The following is an 18657-nucleotide window of genomic DNA, read 5'->3' as shown; positions in this document are numbered from 1 at the left end:
CATTAAATTTGTCCTAATTTTAAGAATATCTACAAACAAAAAGCCCTGTCCAACATTGTTGAACAGGGCTTTTTATTTCTACTTATAAAATTTAACTTTCAGCCGATAATTCAGCTTCTGCTTCCTTTGTAGCGTTGGCTTTCTCAAGGTCAGCCGCTTTTCTATCTTCGTTTCTTGTAAATTCTTGATAAGTTGTCAATTGCTCAAATGGACGAGGTCCAATTAAACGCTCTAAATCATTTTGAAAAAGCACTTCTTTCACTAATAATTCTTGAGCCAGTATTTCTAATTTATCTTGTCTTTCTGTCAATAATGCTTTAGTACGTTCATAAGCCAGTCCGATAATCTTACGAGCTTCTTCATCAATTTCACGAGCAGTCTCTTCTGAATATGGTTTGTTGAAATTATATCCATCCCCACCTTTTGAGTCATAAAATGAAACATTCCCTAACTTATCGTTCATACCATAAACCGTTACCATACTGTACGCCAATTTAGTAATACGCTCTAAGTCATTTTGAGCTCCCGTTGAGATTTTCCCAAAAACAATATCTTCTGCTACACGTCCACCAAGTGTTACGCACATTTCATCAATCAGTTGTTCGGTACGATACAAAAATTGTTCTTTCGGCAAATATTGAGCATAACCCAATGCCGCAACTCCACGTGGTACAATTGTTACTTTTACTAATGGATTAGCATGTTCTAAGAACCAACCTGCAATAGCATGACCAGCTTCGTGATAAGCAACAATTTTCTTTTCTTCTGGAGAAATCAATTTGTTTTTCTTTTCCAATCCACCGATTACTCTATCCATCGCTTCTTGGAAATCTTTCATATCAACCGCTGTTTTGCTTCTACGTGCAGCAATTAAAGCAGCTTCATTACAAACATTGGCAATTTCAGCACCTGCAAAACCTGGCGTTTGAGCTGATAATTCTTTAGGGTCAATATCGGCTGCCAATTTCAAAGGTTTCAAGTGAACTTTAAAAATTGCTTCACGACCAACGATGTCTGGTTTGTCAATTGAAATCTGACGGTCAAAACGCCCTGGACGTAATAAGGCTGAATCCAATACATCAGGACGGTTAGTTGCCGCCATGATGATAATTCCAGAATCCGTTGCAAAACCATCCATTTCTACCAAAAGCGAGTTCAAGGTATTTTCTCTTTCGTCATTTGAACCTGGCATAGAACCACGTCCACGAGAACGACCAACGGCATCAATTTCATCAATAAAGATGATACAAGGTGCTTTTTCTTTCGCTTGCTTAAATAAGTCACGTACACGAGCCGCACCCACACCCACAAACATTTCAACAAAGTCTGAACCTGATAATGAGAAGAATGGAACGCCTGCTTCACCCGCAACGGCTTTTGCCAAAAGGGTTTTACCTGTACCTGGAGGGCCTACTAACAAAGCTCCTTTCGGAATTTTACCACCTAAATCGGTGAATTTTTTCGGGAATTTCAAGAATTCAACAATCTCTTGAATTTCTTCTTTAGCTTCATCAAGTCCTGCTACATCGTTAAAAGTGATTTTAACTTTAGCATCGCCATCAAACAAAGTAGCTTTTGAACGACCAATATTGAAAATCTGTCCACCTGGTCCACCTGCTCCGCCCATTCGGAAGAACATGAAATAAATAGCAACAAAGAACAAGATAAAAAATCCAGGTCCCATGATAAATTCCAAAATACCATAACGCTCTTCTGCGGTAGCATGAACACGTTCTGCACGAGGAATATCTTTCTGTAATTCGTTTAATTCTGCTACGAAAGAGTCACTCGAAGTAATTTCTTTTTCAAATTGAGGTCCAGCCGCCGACGTTCCTTGTTCGGTCAACTCCCCTTTATATTTATTTAAAAATTCTTTCTTGAGTGTAACTTCTACCACTTCTTTTCCTTTCAGAATCGTAAGTTTAGAAATTTCTTTATTCAACACCATTTGCTCATATTGAGCTTGGTCAACTTGTTTTAAGACACGAGTCTTGCTTACAAAGTAAATACTAATTAAAGCAATCACCAATCCTATTACTAACCAACCCTGAAAACCATTACCTGTTGGATTAGGACGACGCTTTGGAAAGCCCTGTGGTTTGTTATCTTCACTATTATTTTCTGCCATTTTTGTATAATTATTATTTTGAGGTGTTAGGTTAGTTAAATGTGTCGATAGAAAAAGGGGATAATTTGAAAATTAATTAAATGACACTCATCATTTAGATATTATGGATTTAATTTTCAAACTTTCACATTTTCAAATCGACAATTTGTTGTATTTGCCTCAAACTGTATTTTTTAAAAACGTACTGATTAACAATTTTGTTTCTTCCTCTTGTTTTTCGTGAGGAATGGTAAGATAGACTTTTGAATGGAAGAGAATAATGATAAGTTATGAGTGATGAATAATGAGTATTTAATTGCCTAATTAAACTATTAATAATACAAAATAATTCTGATAAGAAAAGACCTAATTCAAAATCATGCACCTCATAACTTCTACTTCTATTCTTCTTCTATGTAGGTAAATTCTGCATCACCCCAAAGTTCTTCTAATTTATAGAATTCACGACGGTCTTTTTTGAATACGTGAACAATTACGTCGTAATAATCAACTAAAATCCATTCACGATTGGCTTTTCCTTCCATACTACGTGGATTTTGGCTGGTTGCTTCCCAAACTTCTTTATCAACTGAGTCCGCAATTGCATCAATTTGCGTATCCGAAGTACCCGAACACACCACAAAGAAATCAGTAAAAGCATTTTTCACCTGTCTCATATCCATCACCACAATGTTCAATGCCTTTCTTTCTTGCATTCCTTTTACCACAATCTGGCTCAATTCTTCTGAACTGATATTTTTTTTCGCTTTAACTTCTGTCATTTTTTAGTCGTAATCTTTTAGTCATGAGTTTTGAAATGTATTTGAGAACCTGACTATTTTTTTACTTTTTATTAATTTAATATTTTTGAGTTTTCGTAATGAATGAGTTTTGATATTCCAATCACAAGCCATAACTTCACAAGATAGGCAATTAATTAGTTGTCAAACTCAATAATCATTTTAGACTTTAAAATTACGAAATAACCTTGTACAAAATTCAACCCAATACATTATTTACTGGCAAAACGCTGAAATATCTGTCAAAGTGTCATTCAACTAACGATATTGCCGCTGAAATGATTCAGTCTGGAATTAACGTTTTTGACGGAACAGTCATAATTACCGATAATCAAACCGCTGGACGAGGGCAACGGGGCAACGTTTGGGAGGCAATTATCGGCGAAAATCTCACTTTCTCTCTCATCTTCAAACCTACCTTTCTGAAAGCAAGCGAGCAGTTTCAACTCAATGTGGCGGTTTCTCTCGGTGTTTTTGATTTTTTGTCTGAATTTATTGATGAAAATTTAAGCGTTAAGTGGTCGAACGATATTTATTGTGAAGACAAAAAAATGGGTGGAATCTTGATTGAAAATACCTTACAAGGCTATAACATCGGTTATTCGGTGGTGGGAATTGGACTCAATATCAATCAAATGGAATTTGACAATTTACGGGCAACTTCCTTACGAAAAGTAAGCCAAAATCCATTAAAATATGACCTTTCTGAAATGCTCTCTAAACTCTTAGAAAATTTAGAAAAAAACTATTTAAGAATTAAAAACGGAGACTACGAGTCACTGAAAAACAGATACTTAACCAATATGTACCGTTTTCAAGAATATCATTATTTCAGAAAAGATGGGCAACAATTCACAGGGCAAATTATTGGCATTGATGAAACTGGAAAATTAGGCATTGAAACAGAAGGAGGCGTGGTTTTATATTTTGATTTTAAAGAAGTCGAGTTTGTGATTTGAAAGTCTGTAAGTCGTTCTATTTAGGAGAGAGTTTTTATGACTTATGACACTGTATAATACGTTTTTAGAGGAAGCTTAATTATCAGAAAGAAATTCTCGAAACAATATCCATTGTGGGTAAATAACTTATTAATTCTACTTTGGCACTTAAAAAAAAAGATGAAAATTTGTGCATTTACCGTTCAACTTCCCGAAAGTTTTGAACTTTCGGGAAGTTCTCCAAAAGTCAAATTTGCCCCATTTTTTTAAAGTGCCAAAGTAGAATTAAACACCATACTTAAAAAATTAAGGTTTTTTAAAAGCATGAGAACCAAAAGAATCGAAACTTTGAAAGAAGAAATATCCAAGTATTAGTAACAAACCACTAATAAGTAGAGTACGAAATACTGCTTGTAATTTCATGATTATGTGTTTTATGGTTAGGATTGAAAAAACAATAAATAATAATTTTTCAAGAACAAATATAATTAAATTACGTAAAATTTAATAACTTATTGTGTATTTTCTAAAAACACTTAACCATGATTCAAACATATAAATCCCTTGTGGAAAATTTCTACTATTGGGAAACTAACACGCCCGACAACATCTACCTCAGCCAACCAATTGGTGACGAATATAAGCATTATTCTTTCAAAGAAACAGGCAATCAAGCACGTAAAATGGCAGCCGCTTTGAAAGCGTTGAATTTGCCCGAAAAAAGTCATATCGGTATTGTCTCTAAAAATTGTGCTCACTGGATTATTTCAGACTTGGCAATTGCTATGGCTGGACATATTTCTGTTCCTTTTTACCCTACTTTAATCGACGAACAAATCAATCAGGTTTTGGTACATTCTGAATGTAAAGTGCTATTCGTGGGCAAATTAGATAGTTGGAAAACCATGAAAGCAGGCATTCCAGAAAGTGTAAAATGTATTGCCTATCCAAGTTTTTATGATGGTTGTCCAAGCACTGAAATGGATGAATGGGATAGCATTATTAACGCTCATGAACCACTCCAAGAGAATATTCAACCCAAATACGAAGATATTTGTACCATTATTTATACTTCTGGCACAACGGGTGTACCCAAAGGTGTAATGCTCACGTATGGTGCTGTGATTGAAGCAATTACCTATACTAAAAATGAAGTTGCTTTGGATTTGCCTAACGCTCGATTTTTCTCCTACTTGCCCCTTTGTCACATTGCCGAAAGAAACATTGTGGAATCGGCAAGTATGGCTACGGGCGGAACGGTTTTCTTTGTCGATACGCTCGAAAGTTTTCAGAAAAATTTGCAAACAGCTATGCCAACGCACTTTTTGGCAGTACCACGTATTTGGACGAAATTTCAGTTAGGAATCCTTTCCAAAATGCCACAAAGTCGTTTAGATATGCTTTTGAAAATTCCTGTTGTGAAAGCAATTATCAAAGGAAAAATCCAAAAAGGTTTAGGACTTTCTAACGCAAAAGTAATTTTGACTGGTGCCGCCCCAATGCCTCCCAGTTTATTAGATTGGTACAAAAAATTGGGAATAACGATTAGAGAAGCATACGGAATGTCTGAAAATGTGGGAGCTCATTCTATCATGCCTGCCGATGCCGTAAAAAGCGGAACAGTAGGAAAACCGTATGCAAATGTCGTTACGAGAATTGACTCAAAAACTGGAGAAATCCAGATGAAAGCCCCTTGGAATACGCTTGGCTATTTCAAAGAACCGATTTTGACGGAATCGCTTTTGAAAGATGGCTGGCTTTGTACGGGTGATATGGGCGAAATTGACTCAGAAGGATATTTGAAAATTACGGGTCGGGTGAAAGATATGTTCAAATCGGCGAAGGGCGAATATATTGTCCCCGCTCCGATTGAGAATATGTTGTCTATCAATCCTGTCATTGAACAAGTTTGTGTGGTTGGCACGGGACTTTCACAGCCTATTGCCTTGGTTGTGCCTTCGGAAATTGGTAAAAATATGCCAAGAGAAAATTTAATGGAAAGTTTAGAAGAGACGCTCAAACGAGTAAATCCTAACTTTAAAAATTATGAAGCACTTAAAAAAGCAGTAGTGGTAAAAGATTTATGGACGGTTGAAAATAATATGCTCACGCCAACGATGAAAATTAAGCGAAACGTTGTTGAGGGATACTACAAAGCCAAAGTTGAAGCTTGGGATGAGTTGGAAGAGAAAGTAGTTTTTGAGTAATTTCTTAAACTGTGATTTTGTAATTATAGCAAAATGTAATAATTAAACAAAAATGATTTGCGGAAACGAAACGATTCAAATTCTATGTTTCCTATCATACCTCAATGATAATTAAGTAAACCAGATAGGCAAGATAGAAAACATAGAATTTAAAGTTTGGGATTATAGAAGACTTTTAATGGATAAATCTTTACCAACAAGTTTATGTAAAATTTAGAGATTATAAGATTAGTGTACGAGAATAAATCTTTGTAATCCCTAAATCCTACGACATCATAGTTTAGACGACACAATCACAACCTCCTCTTTCTCCCTTGATAATCAACAACTTCCACCGATTTCACATTAGGCGAAAGCAAAATACTTCTTGATGATTGCGATAAAAACGAAGTTCCGTAATTAATTTCCGTTTTACGCTTTTTGCCATTTTTTAAATTTTCAATTACTACCGCATCATTCGATTTTAGAGTTTTTGTCGGCAAAGACTTTAGTAAGTTGAAAGACTTCAACGCTCCTCTATTTTGAGTTGCCATAAAAAGTGGATTTCCTTGTGCATTGGTCACTCGCACTAAACCTTTGGCATCACCTGAGACTAAAAAAGCCGTTTGAGAAAGCGTCAAGGGTTTAAAACTTCCTTGTCCATTTCCTGCGAGCAACAAACCATTAAAAGCATCTAATCGCCCGACAGAAACCTCATTCCCAAAATCATTACCAACCATTAAAATATCAAGATTGCCATCGGCATTAAAATCCTCCATCAACATTCCAAAAATCGGGGCTGTTTGTGCTTGAATCGGTAACGGGGTAATTTTAAACTTGCCTCCTCCCAAATTCTCTATATAACTGGTTTTCATCGAATTGGCTTTAAAAATTAAAGCACCTTTCAAGTCATTTTCCGATAAAACCTCTTTAATGTTAGCTTTTGCATATTTATCGTAATTATCAAATTTTTCACGTAAAATGGTTGTTTGTTTAATCAAATCATCACGAGTATGAAAGGGAACTTCGTAACGATTTTTGTCTTTATCAGGAAAAAATACCGTTGGAATGGCATCATACAAACCATCAGCATTAAAATCTTTTCCATAAACTGACATCGGAAATTCATCTGAAACTTTATTCATCGTATTGATACCTAAATTACCTGCTACATAATCGGTATCACCATCATTATCAAAATCTCCTGAGGCAATGCTATTCCAAAAACCTACTTGAGAGTCAAGTTCCTTATTCTCAACACGTTCCAATCCTTTTCCTTGATTATTTTTCAGTATTGCAATGGGCATCCATTCTCCTGCTAACATCAAATCCTGCCAACCGTCATTGTCATAATCCGTCCAAAGGGCATCACAAACTAAGCCAATATTTTGTAATTCTGGAGCAAATTGAGCGGTAACATCCGTAAAACGAATCCCATTTTTTGATTCATTTCTCAAAATATAACTACTCACAGGTTTTGGATAAGCATTCACTTCCATACGCCCGCCCACAAAAAGGTCAAGGTCGCCATCGTGGTCATAATCAACCGCTTTTACGCAAGAACCACTTTTCAAAAAAGAAGGCAAAGCTTTCATTTTTTCAGTAAAAACCCCTTTTCCATCGTTTTCATACAGACGGTCTTGATACATAAAAAGCCCAACAGGAGCCTCATTACTACCACTTACAACATACAAATCAAGGTCATTATCATGGTCGGCATCAAAGAGTAATACTCCCATATCTTCCGAAAACTTCGTAGCATCGGTTTCGCCTTTTATCAAGTCTTCTTTCGTAAATTTCCCTAATTTATTTTGCACCAAAAACATACCTTTATGATTGGTTGCTCCGCCAATAAAAACGTCTTCTAAACCATCTCCATTTACATCTCCAACGGCGATTGCTGGGCCATATTGAGAGAGTTTATGCGGTAATAATTTTTGAATATTAAAATCAATTGCATCATTTTCTTGATGAATAAAATCAAAACCCAAATCACCCGTAACCTCTTGAAATAAAGCCAATTGCTGATTATTTTTTTCTATTTCAAGAGCATTAACTGCCGTATTTTCATCAATAATTAAGGTTTGATTTGCTTTGACATTTTTCAAAATACTTACCTTTCCGCTTTGCCAAGTCACTTTTACTTCATCAATTACATTTACCTTTCCTAAGCCAAAATGAGCCACATTTTCAATCGTTGAAAGATAACCTCGATACGGTGTATTTTCATAAACTTGTTGCTCACCTTGATTGTAGGAAATGTCAATCCAAGCCCCAATTCCATTAATATTATTGGCTAAACCTTGACATTTAATTCTTAAAAAATGGCTTTCTTCTGGCTTTAATTGAATGGCATTATTTCGATACACAAAGGCTGAATCGTTGATATTATTGACTACAAAATCTAAGTCTCCATCATTATCCAAATCGGCGTAGGCTGAACCGTTGGAAAAACTGGGCGTATCCATTCCCCAAGCGGTTGAAACGTCTTCAAATTGGGGTGATGCACCTTTAGTTGTGGTGATATTTTTGAAAGCGAAATTAGGAACTTTCACCGAAGGCAACATTCCTAAAAGTTGCTCTAAAGTTGCCCGTTCTTGCACGGCTTGTTGATAGCGATAAACCAAATAATCGTGGTCGGTGATGTCTTTGGGAAAACCATTTGAAATAATAATATCTCGCAAACCATCATTGTCAAAATCTGTCACCATCGGACACCAACTCCAATCTGTTTCGGCAATTCCTGCCAATAAGCCCATTTCACTAAATATTGGTTGCCCTGTTTTCGGATTAATTCCTTGATTTACCTGAAGTGTATTTCTTGGATATTGATGATTGTAATGGAATTTTTCACTGTTTTGATAATTCGAATAATTGTTGGCAGGAAGCACCATTTTTTTACGGTAATTATCCGCAGGAACCATGTCTAACGCCACTATGTCCATCAAACCGTCATTATTCAAATCCTCCACATCGTTGCCCATTGCCGAAAAAGAGGTATGCTTAAAATATTCAGCGGCGTGGTCGGTAAATTGTGGCGACGAACCGTTTACATTCTTGTTATTGATGTACATAATATCATCCGACAAAAAATCATTAGTCACATAAATATCTTTCCAACCATCTCTATTAATGTCTGTAATGTTCACGCCCAAACCGTAGCCTTCAATTAAAATCCCTGCTTTTTTTGAGATATTGGTAAAATGTGGTTTGGCATTCGTTCCGTCATTTTCATACAATCTATCAGTCCTTTTTGAAGTTCCATCTACTATTTTATCTACGTATTTGTTCGGGAAACGCACTTTTTCCATTTCATTTACCAATAAAAATAAGTCTAAATCTCCATCATTATCATAGTCAAAAAAATTGGCATTGGTGGTATGCGTAGTATCTGCAATACCATATTCTTTTGCCATTTCCTTAAAAATCGGAATGCCATTTTTATCCATTCCCTGATTGACATACATCATATTCGCCAAGCGTTCAGGAATTTTACTAACCGTTGCTGACACATAAATATCCAATAAATTATCGTTATTAATATCCACAACTGTTGCCCCTGCACACCAACGTCCTTCACCTGTTGCCTTACTTTTTTCAGTTATATCTTCAAATCTTAGTGATGAATTTGCCCCTGCTCCTTTATTTAAGTACAATTTATTCTCTACTTGATTACCTGTAAAATAGACATCTACCAACTTATCATTGTTAAAATCTCCCAAGGCAACTCCTCCTCCATTATATACGTACTCAAAGTTAAAAACGTTACGAGCGTTAGTTTCAACAATCCGATTGGCAAAGGTAATTCCAGTGCTATCCGCAGGGAGTTTTGTAAAAAGCGTATCGTTTTTTTTGTTACTACACGAGCAAAAAAAACAAGACACAAAAAACACGATGAGTAATTTATGAATCATCTGATTTTTAGATTTTAAGAAAATTATAATTTGTGGTTATGAAAGCAAATAATGGCATAATTTTCAAAATATTTTTGATGCTAAACTATGAATAATATCAGCGTGATTTTGAGATAATAACAGTCAATTATCTGCTTTTTATCATTTTGAAAACACATTTTTTAGTCAAAAAATAAAGATTGAAAAATATAACTTAGTTAATAATTTGTTTTAGAGAGATAAAGCCTAATTTTCTCAAAAAAAACTCAAATGTTATGATGAACTAACCTGCTTAAAAAAAAATGGGAAGAAAAATATTGTTGGGCGATTAATAGAATGAAGTAATAAAATACTGATGCTATTTATTCTATAAACAATAAGAATCATAAATTGTTATTTGCGTTTTTTTTACCAATTTTCCTGTTAGGTAATTAGCTAATAAATGCCATAAAGTTTTTCCAGCAAAGGGATTCAAATACTCAATAATTTAGCAAAAAAATCAACTTATATGGTGTTTAACTATATTTAAAGCAAATTTTTATTAATTACTGATTACTTTTTAATACTACCCTATTCCTCATGCAATATCCATTTTTATGACTTTCAATCCGTAAAAATTAGGATGACCTCCTTCCAAACAATTCTCAAAAGTCTTTAAGTATTCCTTTTTTACTGATAAATTTTCATTTGTCTTTTACCTCCAGAATATTTTCGTGTCAGTTCATCAATAAGCAAAATATCAAATATCATTCATAAAAAAACGAAAAAACTAAGGGTAAACCCTGAGTTTTTTAATCAAGGGTAAACGCTGATATAAATGGTATAAATTACATTTAATTTTGAACTTTATTAATATCACAAAAACACTTAACTCTTATAAATACTCACATCAATTATTGAAAGACAGTTCGTATTTTTTATTCTTTAAAACAGTATTGAACAAGTAATAATTTTCCAAAAACCCTTTTCAAAAACTATTCTTATCAGTAACTGGTAGTTAAAATCCCAACAATCAATTTTTCAAAATACTATGCAAAAAATTCTTCTAAAAAATGGGTTGCCACCCCAAGTAGCACCAAGTAAATTGACGACTTTGTCGTTGATTGCTTTGCTATTCTTGTTTCATATTATTGAAACATCAGCACAGAAAACAGCAGGAGCAGTCCAGAAAATATCTGGAAAAATTATCTCAGGACAAGACAATCAGCCTATTCCTGGAGCTAACGTTATGATTAAGGGAACATCAAGCGGAACAACGGCTAACTCACTTGGAGAATTTTCAATTGAGGCTTCAAGCAATGCGACATTATTGGTTTCATCAGTAGGTTATGTTTCGCAGGAAGTGAGAGTGGCGGGTAGGAATAAAGTAAATGTTTCATTGCAAGAAAATGCTTCGTCGTTGGATGAAGTAGTAGTTGTGGGATATGGTTCTTCAAGCAAACGTTTACTTTCGGGTGCTCAAACAAATATTGGAGAAACTGAATTAAAAAGAACGGTAAACACTACTCTCGACCAAGCTTTGCAAGGACGAGCACCCAATGTATATGTAGCCAGTAATTCTGGAAAACCTGGCGGTGCAGCGGCTATTTATATTCGTGGACTTTCTACGATTAACGGTAATACGCAACCGATGTACGTAATTGATGGTGTGCAAATTGTACCACAAGATGCTCCATCTCAAGGGGTTGGGTCAGACGGACAATCAAATATACTTTCAAGCATAAACCCTGATGATATTGAGTCGATGAACGTTTTGAGTGGACCTTCGGCACAATCAATTTATGGTTCAAAAGCAGCCAATGGTGTTATTGTGGTAACGACCAAAAAAGGAAAAGCAGGTGATGCCAAAGTAAATTTTACGTCGATGTACAACTTACAAGGTTTACCCAATCAGTTACCAATGATGAATTTGAGAGAATATGCTACTTACAGCAATGCTTGGGCAAAAGCGGTTGGTTCGGGATACAATGCTCAATTTGCAGACCCTTCAATTTTGGGAGAAGGAACTAACTGGCAATCAGCTTTATTCAAAACGGCAGCGATGAAAAAACAACAACTTTCAATCAGCGGTGGTAATGAAAAAACGACTTATTATATTTCGGCTGAATTGATGAATCAAGAAGGAATTGCTCCTAATTCAGGATTTGACAGAAAATCATTCAGAGTAAACGTAGAAAGTAAATTACGTAATTATTTGAAAATAGGAACGAACCTTTCTATTTCTGGAACGTCAGAAAAACTGTCAATCAACGAAGATAACATCATTAGTACCGCCATTCAACAATCGCCAAATGCCCCTGTTTATAATCCAGACGGTTCTTTTGGAGGTCCACAGGATGTACCCATTCCAGGAAGTGGCTCAACCAACTATTCTGCTCAAATTACCAATCCAGTGGCTTTGGCTTATACAAATACCAACGATTTCAACCGTATAACCTCATTCGGTACTATTTATGCAGACCTTACCTTCTTGAAAAACTTTACTTTGCATGGTGAATTCAATGGTAATTTCGGTAACGACACCAGAGCTATTTTCCGTCCTTCTTATTCTTTTGGAGCAAATGCTTTGACGGCTGGAGCAAGAAACCCAATTTCTACTTCTGAAAGATACGCTGGAAACAATTATTATTGGAGTACCAACCAACGCTTGAATTACTCAAAGAAATTCTTACAAAAACACGATGTAAATATTACCGTTGGTCATGAAGCTCAGTATGGTTTCTATGAGCAATTATCGGGTAGAGTTACAGGATTTACCAATAATGCTTTATCTGAATTAAGCTTAGGTGACCCCAAAACGTCATTGAGTGGAAGTACAAGAGATGATAATTCTCAGGAATCTTATTTTACTCGTTTAGGGTATGTTTATGATGATAAATATATCTTCCAAGCTACTTATAGAGCAGATGCTTCGTCATATTTTGGACCCAACAATAAATGGGGTTATTTCCCTTCTGTTTCTGCCGCTTGGAGAGTTACCAAAGAACCTTTTATGCAAGGTATTACCGCTATAAATGACTTAAAATTGAGAGTTGAAATGGGTACAACTGGTAATCAATATTGGGGCAAAAATACTTACGCTCCTTTAAGCACAGCCGCTACACAGTCGGGACAAGGATTTTTAGCAGGAAAATTCCCGAACCCTGACATCAAATGGGAAAATACCCAAACATTCAACATCGGTTTTGATTTGCACGCTTTAAAAGACCGTGTTCAAATTGTATTTGATGCTTATTTAAGAAAAACTTCTGACTTAATTACCGATTTACCTTTGCCAGCTTACGCAGGAACATCTGGACAAGGTGGTATTGGAGCTCCAGTTGTTAATATTGGAGATATGGAAAACAGAGGTTTTGGTTTTTCTGTAAATACTACGCCAATTCAAGGAAAAAATGCAGGTTCTTTAACTTGGAAAAGTGGATTTAATATTTCATTCGATAGAAATAAATTATTGAAGTTAAACACCGACCGAGCAATCATCGACCGTTTTCCTTGGTACACTCGTGTAATTTCTCGTTCAATTGTGGGGCAACCTCTTTTCCAATTCTATGGATATAAAGCCGATGGTTTAATCCAAAATTATCAAGATTTAACAACGGCTGCCTTGCCAACAAACGTACAAATTGCCCCAGGACAAGCATGGGTTGGAGATATTAAATACGTAAACATTGATAAAACGGAATATTTTGACCCCGTTTTAGGTAAAAACATTCAAGTAATTGACGACAAAGACAGAACTTTTATTGGGAATCCTTGGCCAAAATTCACCTTCGGAATTACCAATAATTTCTCTTACAAAGGTTTCGACTTATCAATCTTCATGCAAGGAGTTTACGGAAATCAGATTTTCAATCAAATGAGATTTGACAATAGTGCGTTCAGAAACTTCATTCACGGTGCGTACAAAGAAGCTATCAATTTTGCCGTACCAAGTGGCAATACTTTAACAGAAACCTTGACTTTGTTGAATCCAGGAACAACCGTTCCAAGAATTGCTTATTCAAGCTACGGTAATAATGGACGTGCCACCGACCAATTTGTTGAAGATGGTTCGTATTTACGAGTAAAAAATATTCAATTGACTTATAACGTACCAAAAACGTTTTTGAACAAGTATTTACCACTGAACGGTTTGAGAATTTCGGGAGGTGTACAAAATGCTTTCACTATTACAAAATATAGCGGCTATGACCCAGAAGTTGGTACTTCGGCTGGCGTTCCAGGCTTTGATAATGGACGTTATCCATCGTCAAGAATGTACACTTTCTCAGCGTCATTCGATTTCTAATAGTACAAAATCCATTTAAAATTATTCATAAAAATGAAAAAATATAACTTCATAAAATTCTTATTTGTCACCCTAACTGCATTAGTTGGATTGGCAAGTTGTTCTGAAGAATTCTTAGATACTCCTCCACGAGGAAGCTTAACAGCACCCAACTTTTTCAATACCGATGCTGAGTTATTAGCAGGAACTTCGGCTCTTTACAATAAAGTGTGGTTCGGTTCAAATGGACAGGCATTATTGTCTTTCGGAGATGGACGTGCGGGCAACATGATTAGTCCTTACAACGGAAATTGGCAACAGTTTTATCAGTTCAATGTTTCCAATACTAACAGTGATTTAAGAGATTCTTGGAACTCATTTTTTACGATTATCGCACAGTCAAACGTGTTGATGTATAACGTAAATACGTATTCAAAAGCAGCGGTTTCGGAAACAGCAAAAAGAAGAGCCATCGGCGAAGCACGTTATATGCGTGGTGTAGCATATTCGTATTTAGTCCAAAACTGGGGAGCAGTACCAATTATTACAGATAATTTAAAACAAGGTGCTGATACAACTTTAACTCGTAATACAGTTGAAACCGTTTGGGAATTTGCCATTCGTGATATGCAAGCGGCTATTGGTTTACTTCCTGCCTCATCGCCATCAGGTTCTGGACGATTGAATTCTTATTCAGCGAAAGGAATGTTAGCCAGATTTTATTTGACACGCTCAGGACTTGGCTCTACCAACGGTCAAAGAAGTCAAATGTATTTAGACAGTGCTAAGTATTACGCAAAAGACGTTATCAAAAATGGTCCTTTCCAATTAATGCAAAATTATTCAGACTTATTCCTGACGGCAAACAACAATAACCCAGAGCAATTATTTGGTTTACAATGGGTTAGCAATGGCGGATATGGTTCTGGAAATCAATTTCAATCTCAATTTGCAGCGAATAGTCAGCTAACAGGTTTCTCTGACGGTTGGGGAGGTGGAAACGGTGCCTCTTACGATTATCTTGCCAATGCCAATCCTTCAGACTCCATTCGTGTAAAAGCTACTTTTATGCTTCCAGGTTATCATTATCCTGAATTAATTAAAGCAAAAGGTGGCTGGAGAGAGCCAATTCCTTCGGATGATAGTTGGGAGAATTTTGCCCATTTCAAAAAATACATTGTAGGTACGCCTGATGATAATGGTGGACTTGGACAACAACAAGCCGCTCCAAACAACAGTTATATGCAACGTTTGGCGGATGTCTATTTTATTTATGCCGAAGCCATTTTAGGAAACAACGCCTCAACGTCTGACCCTGAAGCATTACAATATTATAATGCCATTCGTACAAGAGCAGGTTTACCTTCAGTAACGAAATTTAATATTGATGATTTGTTGCACGAAAGACGTTATGAGTTTGCCGTTGAAGGTGATGCTTGGTACAATTTAGTAAGACTTTATTACTACAATCCTCAAAAAGTTATTGACATCATTGGGAAACAAATAAGAGGTAATTATGCCATCAGAATTAAAGCAGGAACGGGTACAGCCACTAAAAAACGTGAATATACTTTCATTAGTCGTACGCCAAGTACATTCAAATTAATTCCATCAACATTCTATTTACCAATTCCTGATACTGAAACGGCACAAGCTCCAAACTTATTAAAACCACCCGTTCCGTATAAGTTTTAGGTATCAACAATCTCAAGAAATTATATGGGCTTGTGTCAAAAATGGCACAAACTCATTAAACAATTACAAAAATGAAAAAAACAATAAATTTTATATTTAGTAAACTTACCGCCGTAACGCTTCTGGTTACTTTGGTGAGTGTTACTATCCTTTCATCTTGTATTGAAGACGAAACGGGTATTCCTAAATTTTCTACGGGTACGCCAAGTATTACGAAAGTCTATTTATTAGATACCATCGCACGATACAAAGACAGTAGCATTGTTGGAGCAGAACCATATAAACTATTGGTTATCAATGGGCAAAATATTGGCGGAGTTGTCAATGCTTATTTTAATGGTTACAACACAGCCTTCAACCCTACCTATAACACTGATACTCACTTAATTATCACTTTACCAGGAGAAGTTCCAACAGACTCAACGGCAGATAATAAACTTAGATTAGTTACCTCTCATGGTGAGGCAACTTTCAGTTTTAAAGTAATTGCGAAGCCTGCGGTATATTCTACTGATAAAATCACTTTCGGTAGTGATAGAGGAGACATCACTTTAAAAGGTAAAAACTTCTCTGATGTCAGCAGTGTCATTTTCTCAAAAACAACGACTGCCGTAAAAATTGTATCTAAAACCAAAGATAAAGCGGGTAACGAAACAATGGTTTTGAGATTTCCAACCACGAATATCAGCCAAACTACTTTGGATATTACCAATTCAAGTGGTGTAATTACGACGAGAGATTTGGAGTTTGTAAATGCAGACGTAGCACTACAAATTTTTACGGAAGATTTCGCTAAAGATTTTGGAAATAACTCTTGGGGCGACCCATTAATGGTCAATGCTGACCAAGCGTATGCAGGAAAAAAATCACTTGTAAAAACCTTTGCAGCAGGCAATTGGCACATGGCAGCATTCAGTAATTGGTGGCCTTCAGTAGAATATTCGGCTGACTATAAATTCCTGACATTTGCCATAAAAGGTGGAGAAAACCCAATTTCATTCTGGATACAATCAGATGCGTCAAAAGTTGGTTTTGGCAATTACTTAGATAAAAACAAAATTGACGTTGCTCCAAAAATCTGGAATTACTACAAAATTCCTTTGGCAGACTTAGACTTCTGGTATCCAGGTACAACTTTAAAACAATTTGGATGGAGACTTCAAGGTCCTGACAAAACAGAAACACTATATTTTGACGATGTAATGTTTATTAAAAAGTAGATTCTCGAACCGCCAAACAAGCGTGTATAATTTGCAAAAATACCAGCATTTTACACCTTAATACAGGTAGGATTTAGTTCCTACCTGTACAAAAAATAGACCCTCATAAGTGTTAAAAACTTATGAGGGTCTATTTTTTACGCATTATTTCTATATTCTTTTCATAAAGAAAGATTACTCATACCCACAAAACGCCCTAATGCCCTCCCCCACTCATAACAACTTCTTGGTCATCAGTAATTTTACCAGATTTCATCAATAACGTAGCTCCTGCGGCAATCAATAACAAAACTCCTGCAAAAGTTACCGCTTTACTTGGGTCATTATTCAAGAAAGTTCTTAAAATATAACCAAAAGTAAGCGTCTGAATCAACATCGGTATAACAATCATCATATTGATAATACCCATATAAACGCCATAACGTTCTTTCGGAATTGAAGATACCACCATCAGATACGGAATGCCCATCATACTCGCCCAACCAATACCAAAACCCGTAATGGCAGGGAAGAGTAAATATTTATTTTCAATCATCGAAAACGCTATAAAACCCAATCCTGCCAACAATAAACAAAAAGCGTGTACCAATTTGGGCGAATATTTTTTGGCAAAATATACCAAACTAAAAGCAACCAGAAACATCACAATATTATACCAACCATTTACCAAACCTGTCCAGCTTACGGCTTCACTATATAAATCTGGATTATCTTTGGGCGTAGCATGAAAAACCGTCAAAGCTATACTTTTAGAAGAATTTTGCCAGTAGCAAAACAAAGCGTACCATTGAAACAAATACACCAATGCCAACTGCCACATCACATTTGGCATATCTCTAATGGCGGTAAAAATATCTGTAAAAGGAGAAAAAACATTCAAGGGAGATGCTTTCATTTCTGCTAATTCTTCATCTGTTGGAGGTATTTCAGGCGTAGTTTTTGTACTCCACCAAATAGAACCAATCGAACAAACTGCTCCTAAGAAAAACGACGCATACACCCACGTAGGCAAAGCACCCGTTTTACCAATAAAAATCAATGGGAAAATATACAAGGAAAGATTAGAAAGTGTTTGTCCTAAACCCGTAAAGAAACTTTGTGCTTGAAAACCTGTTGGTTGTTGCGAAGCATCCAATTTGTCTGCAATAAAAGCACGATAAGGCTCCATTGCGGTATTATTTCCAACGTCCAAAATCCACAACAAACCTGCCGCCATCCATAATGAACTACTAAAAGGGTAAACAAATAAAGCCAAACTACACATTAAAGCTCCTATCAAAAAGAAGGGTTTTCTACGACCAAAACGTGGAGACCAAGTTTTGTCGGACAATGCCCCAATAATTGGCTGAACTAAAAGCCCTGTCATCGGCCCTGCTAAATTCAGAAAAGGAATATCATCGGGATTTGCCCCTAAGAAGTCGTAAATTGGGTTAACTGCACTTTGTTGGAGTCCGAAACTATACTGAATGCCAAAAAATCCAACATTCATATTAATAATTTGGGAAAAAGTTAAGCGGGGTTTTAACATAAGTTTTGTATAATAAAAATGGT

General features: G+C 35.9%; 9 protein-coding genes. 5 read left to right on the top strand and 4 right to left on the bottom strand.

The annotated features are described in order from the left end of the window. Window positions 1-91: 91 nt before the first annotated feature. The gene (gene ftsH / locus VB796_RS16820) at window positions 92-2128 is read right to left on the bottom strand and encodes an ATP-dependent zinc metalloprotease FtsH (RefSeq protein ID WP_323347733.1); all 2037 of its coding nucleotides are present in this window, start codon (window positions 2126-2128) and stop codon (window positions 92-94) included. A 380-nt stretch (window positions 2129-2508) separates the two neighbouring features. Next, window positions 2509-2889 carry a ribosome silencing factor gene (rsfS, locus tag VB796_RS16815; protein WP_323347732.1) on the bottom strand — a complete coding sequence of 127 codons (381 nt, stop codon included), beginning with the start codon at window positions 2887-2889 and terminating at the stop codon, window positions 2509-2511. A 206-nt stretch (window positions 2890-3095) separates the two neighbouring features. Between rsfS and VB796_RS16810 the strand changes: the two genes are divergently transcribed. Together VB796_RS16810 and VB796_RS16805 are read left to right on the top strand one after the other, a co-directional pair. After that, on the top strand, window positions 3096-3866 hold the full coding sequence (locus VB796_RS16810; RefSeq protein WP_323347731.1) for a biotin--[acetyl-CoA-carboxylase] ligase: 771 nt from the start codon (window positions 3096-3098) through the stop codon (window positions 3864-3866). 521 nt (window positions 3867-4387) lie between these two features. Next, window positions 4388-6052, top strand: a complete 1665-nt coding sequence (locus VB796_RS16805) for an AMP-binding protein (RefSeq protein ID WP_323347730.1) — start codon at window positions 4388-4390, stop codon at window positions 6050-6052. 293 nt (window positions 6053-6345) lie between these two features. Here VB796_RS16805 and VB796_RS16800 read toward each other — a convergent pair whose 3' ends face one another. Further along, a complete protein-coding gene (locus tag VB796_RS16800) occupies window positions 6346-9945 on the bottom strand; it encodes a VCBS repeat-containing protein (protein ID WP_323347729.1) in 3600 nt (1199 codons plus the stop codon). A 1009-nt stretch (window positions 9946-10954) separates the two neighbouring features. On the opposite strand from VB796_RS16800, the gene VB796_RS16795 reads away from it, so the two are divergent. The 3 genes from VB796_RS16795 (at window position 10955) to VB796_RS16785 (ending at window position 17106) form a co-directional block, all read left to right on the top strand. Then, entirely contained in the window at window positions 10955-14212 is a 3258-nt protein-coding gene (locus VB796_RS16795; protein WP_323347728.1) for a TonB-dependent receptor, read from the top strand. A 33-nt stretch (window positions 14213-14245) separates the two neighbouring features. Beyond that, the gene (locus VB796_RS16790; protein ID WP_323347727.1) at window positions 14246-15886 is read left to right on the top strand and encodes a RagB/SusD family nutrient uptake outer membrane protein; all 1641 of its coding nucleotides are present in this window, start codon (window positions 14246-14248) and stop codon (window positions 15884-15886) included. A gap of 71 nt (window positions 15887-15957) precedes the next feature. Then, complete coding sequence (locus tag VB796_RS16785) at window positions 15958-17106, top strand: hypothetical protein (RefSeq protein ID WP_323347726.1); 1149 nt, start codon at window positions 15958-15960, stop codon at window positions 17104-17106. Between the two features lie 196 nt (window positions 17107-17302). On the opposite strand, the gene VB796_RS16780 is transcribed toward VB796_RS16785, so the two are convergent. Beyond that, a complete protein-coding gene (locus VB796_RS16780; protein ID WP_323347725.1) occupies window positions 17303-18634 on the bottom strand; it encodes an MFS transporter in 1332 nt (443 codons plus the stop codon). Between the last annotated feature and the right edge of the window lie 23 nt (window positions 18635-18657).

This window comes from Arcicella sp. LKC2W (assembly GCF_034931005.1).
Lineage (GTDB): Bacteria > Bacteroidota > Bacteroidia > Cytophagales > Spirosomataceae > Arcicella.
This window is presented reverse-complemented; position numbering and strand designations above follow the sequence as displayed.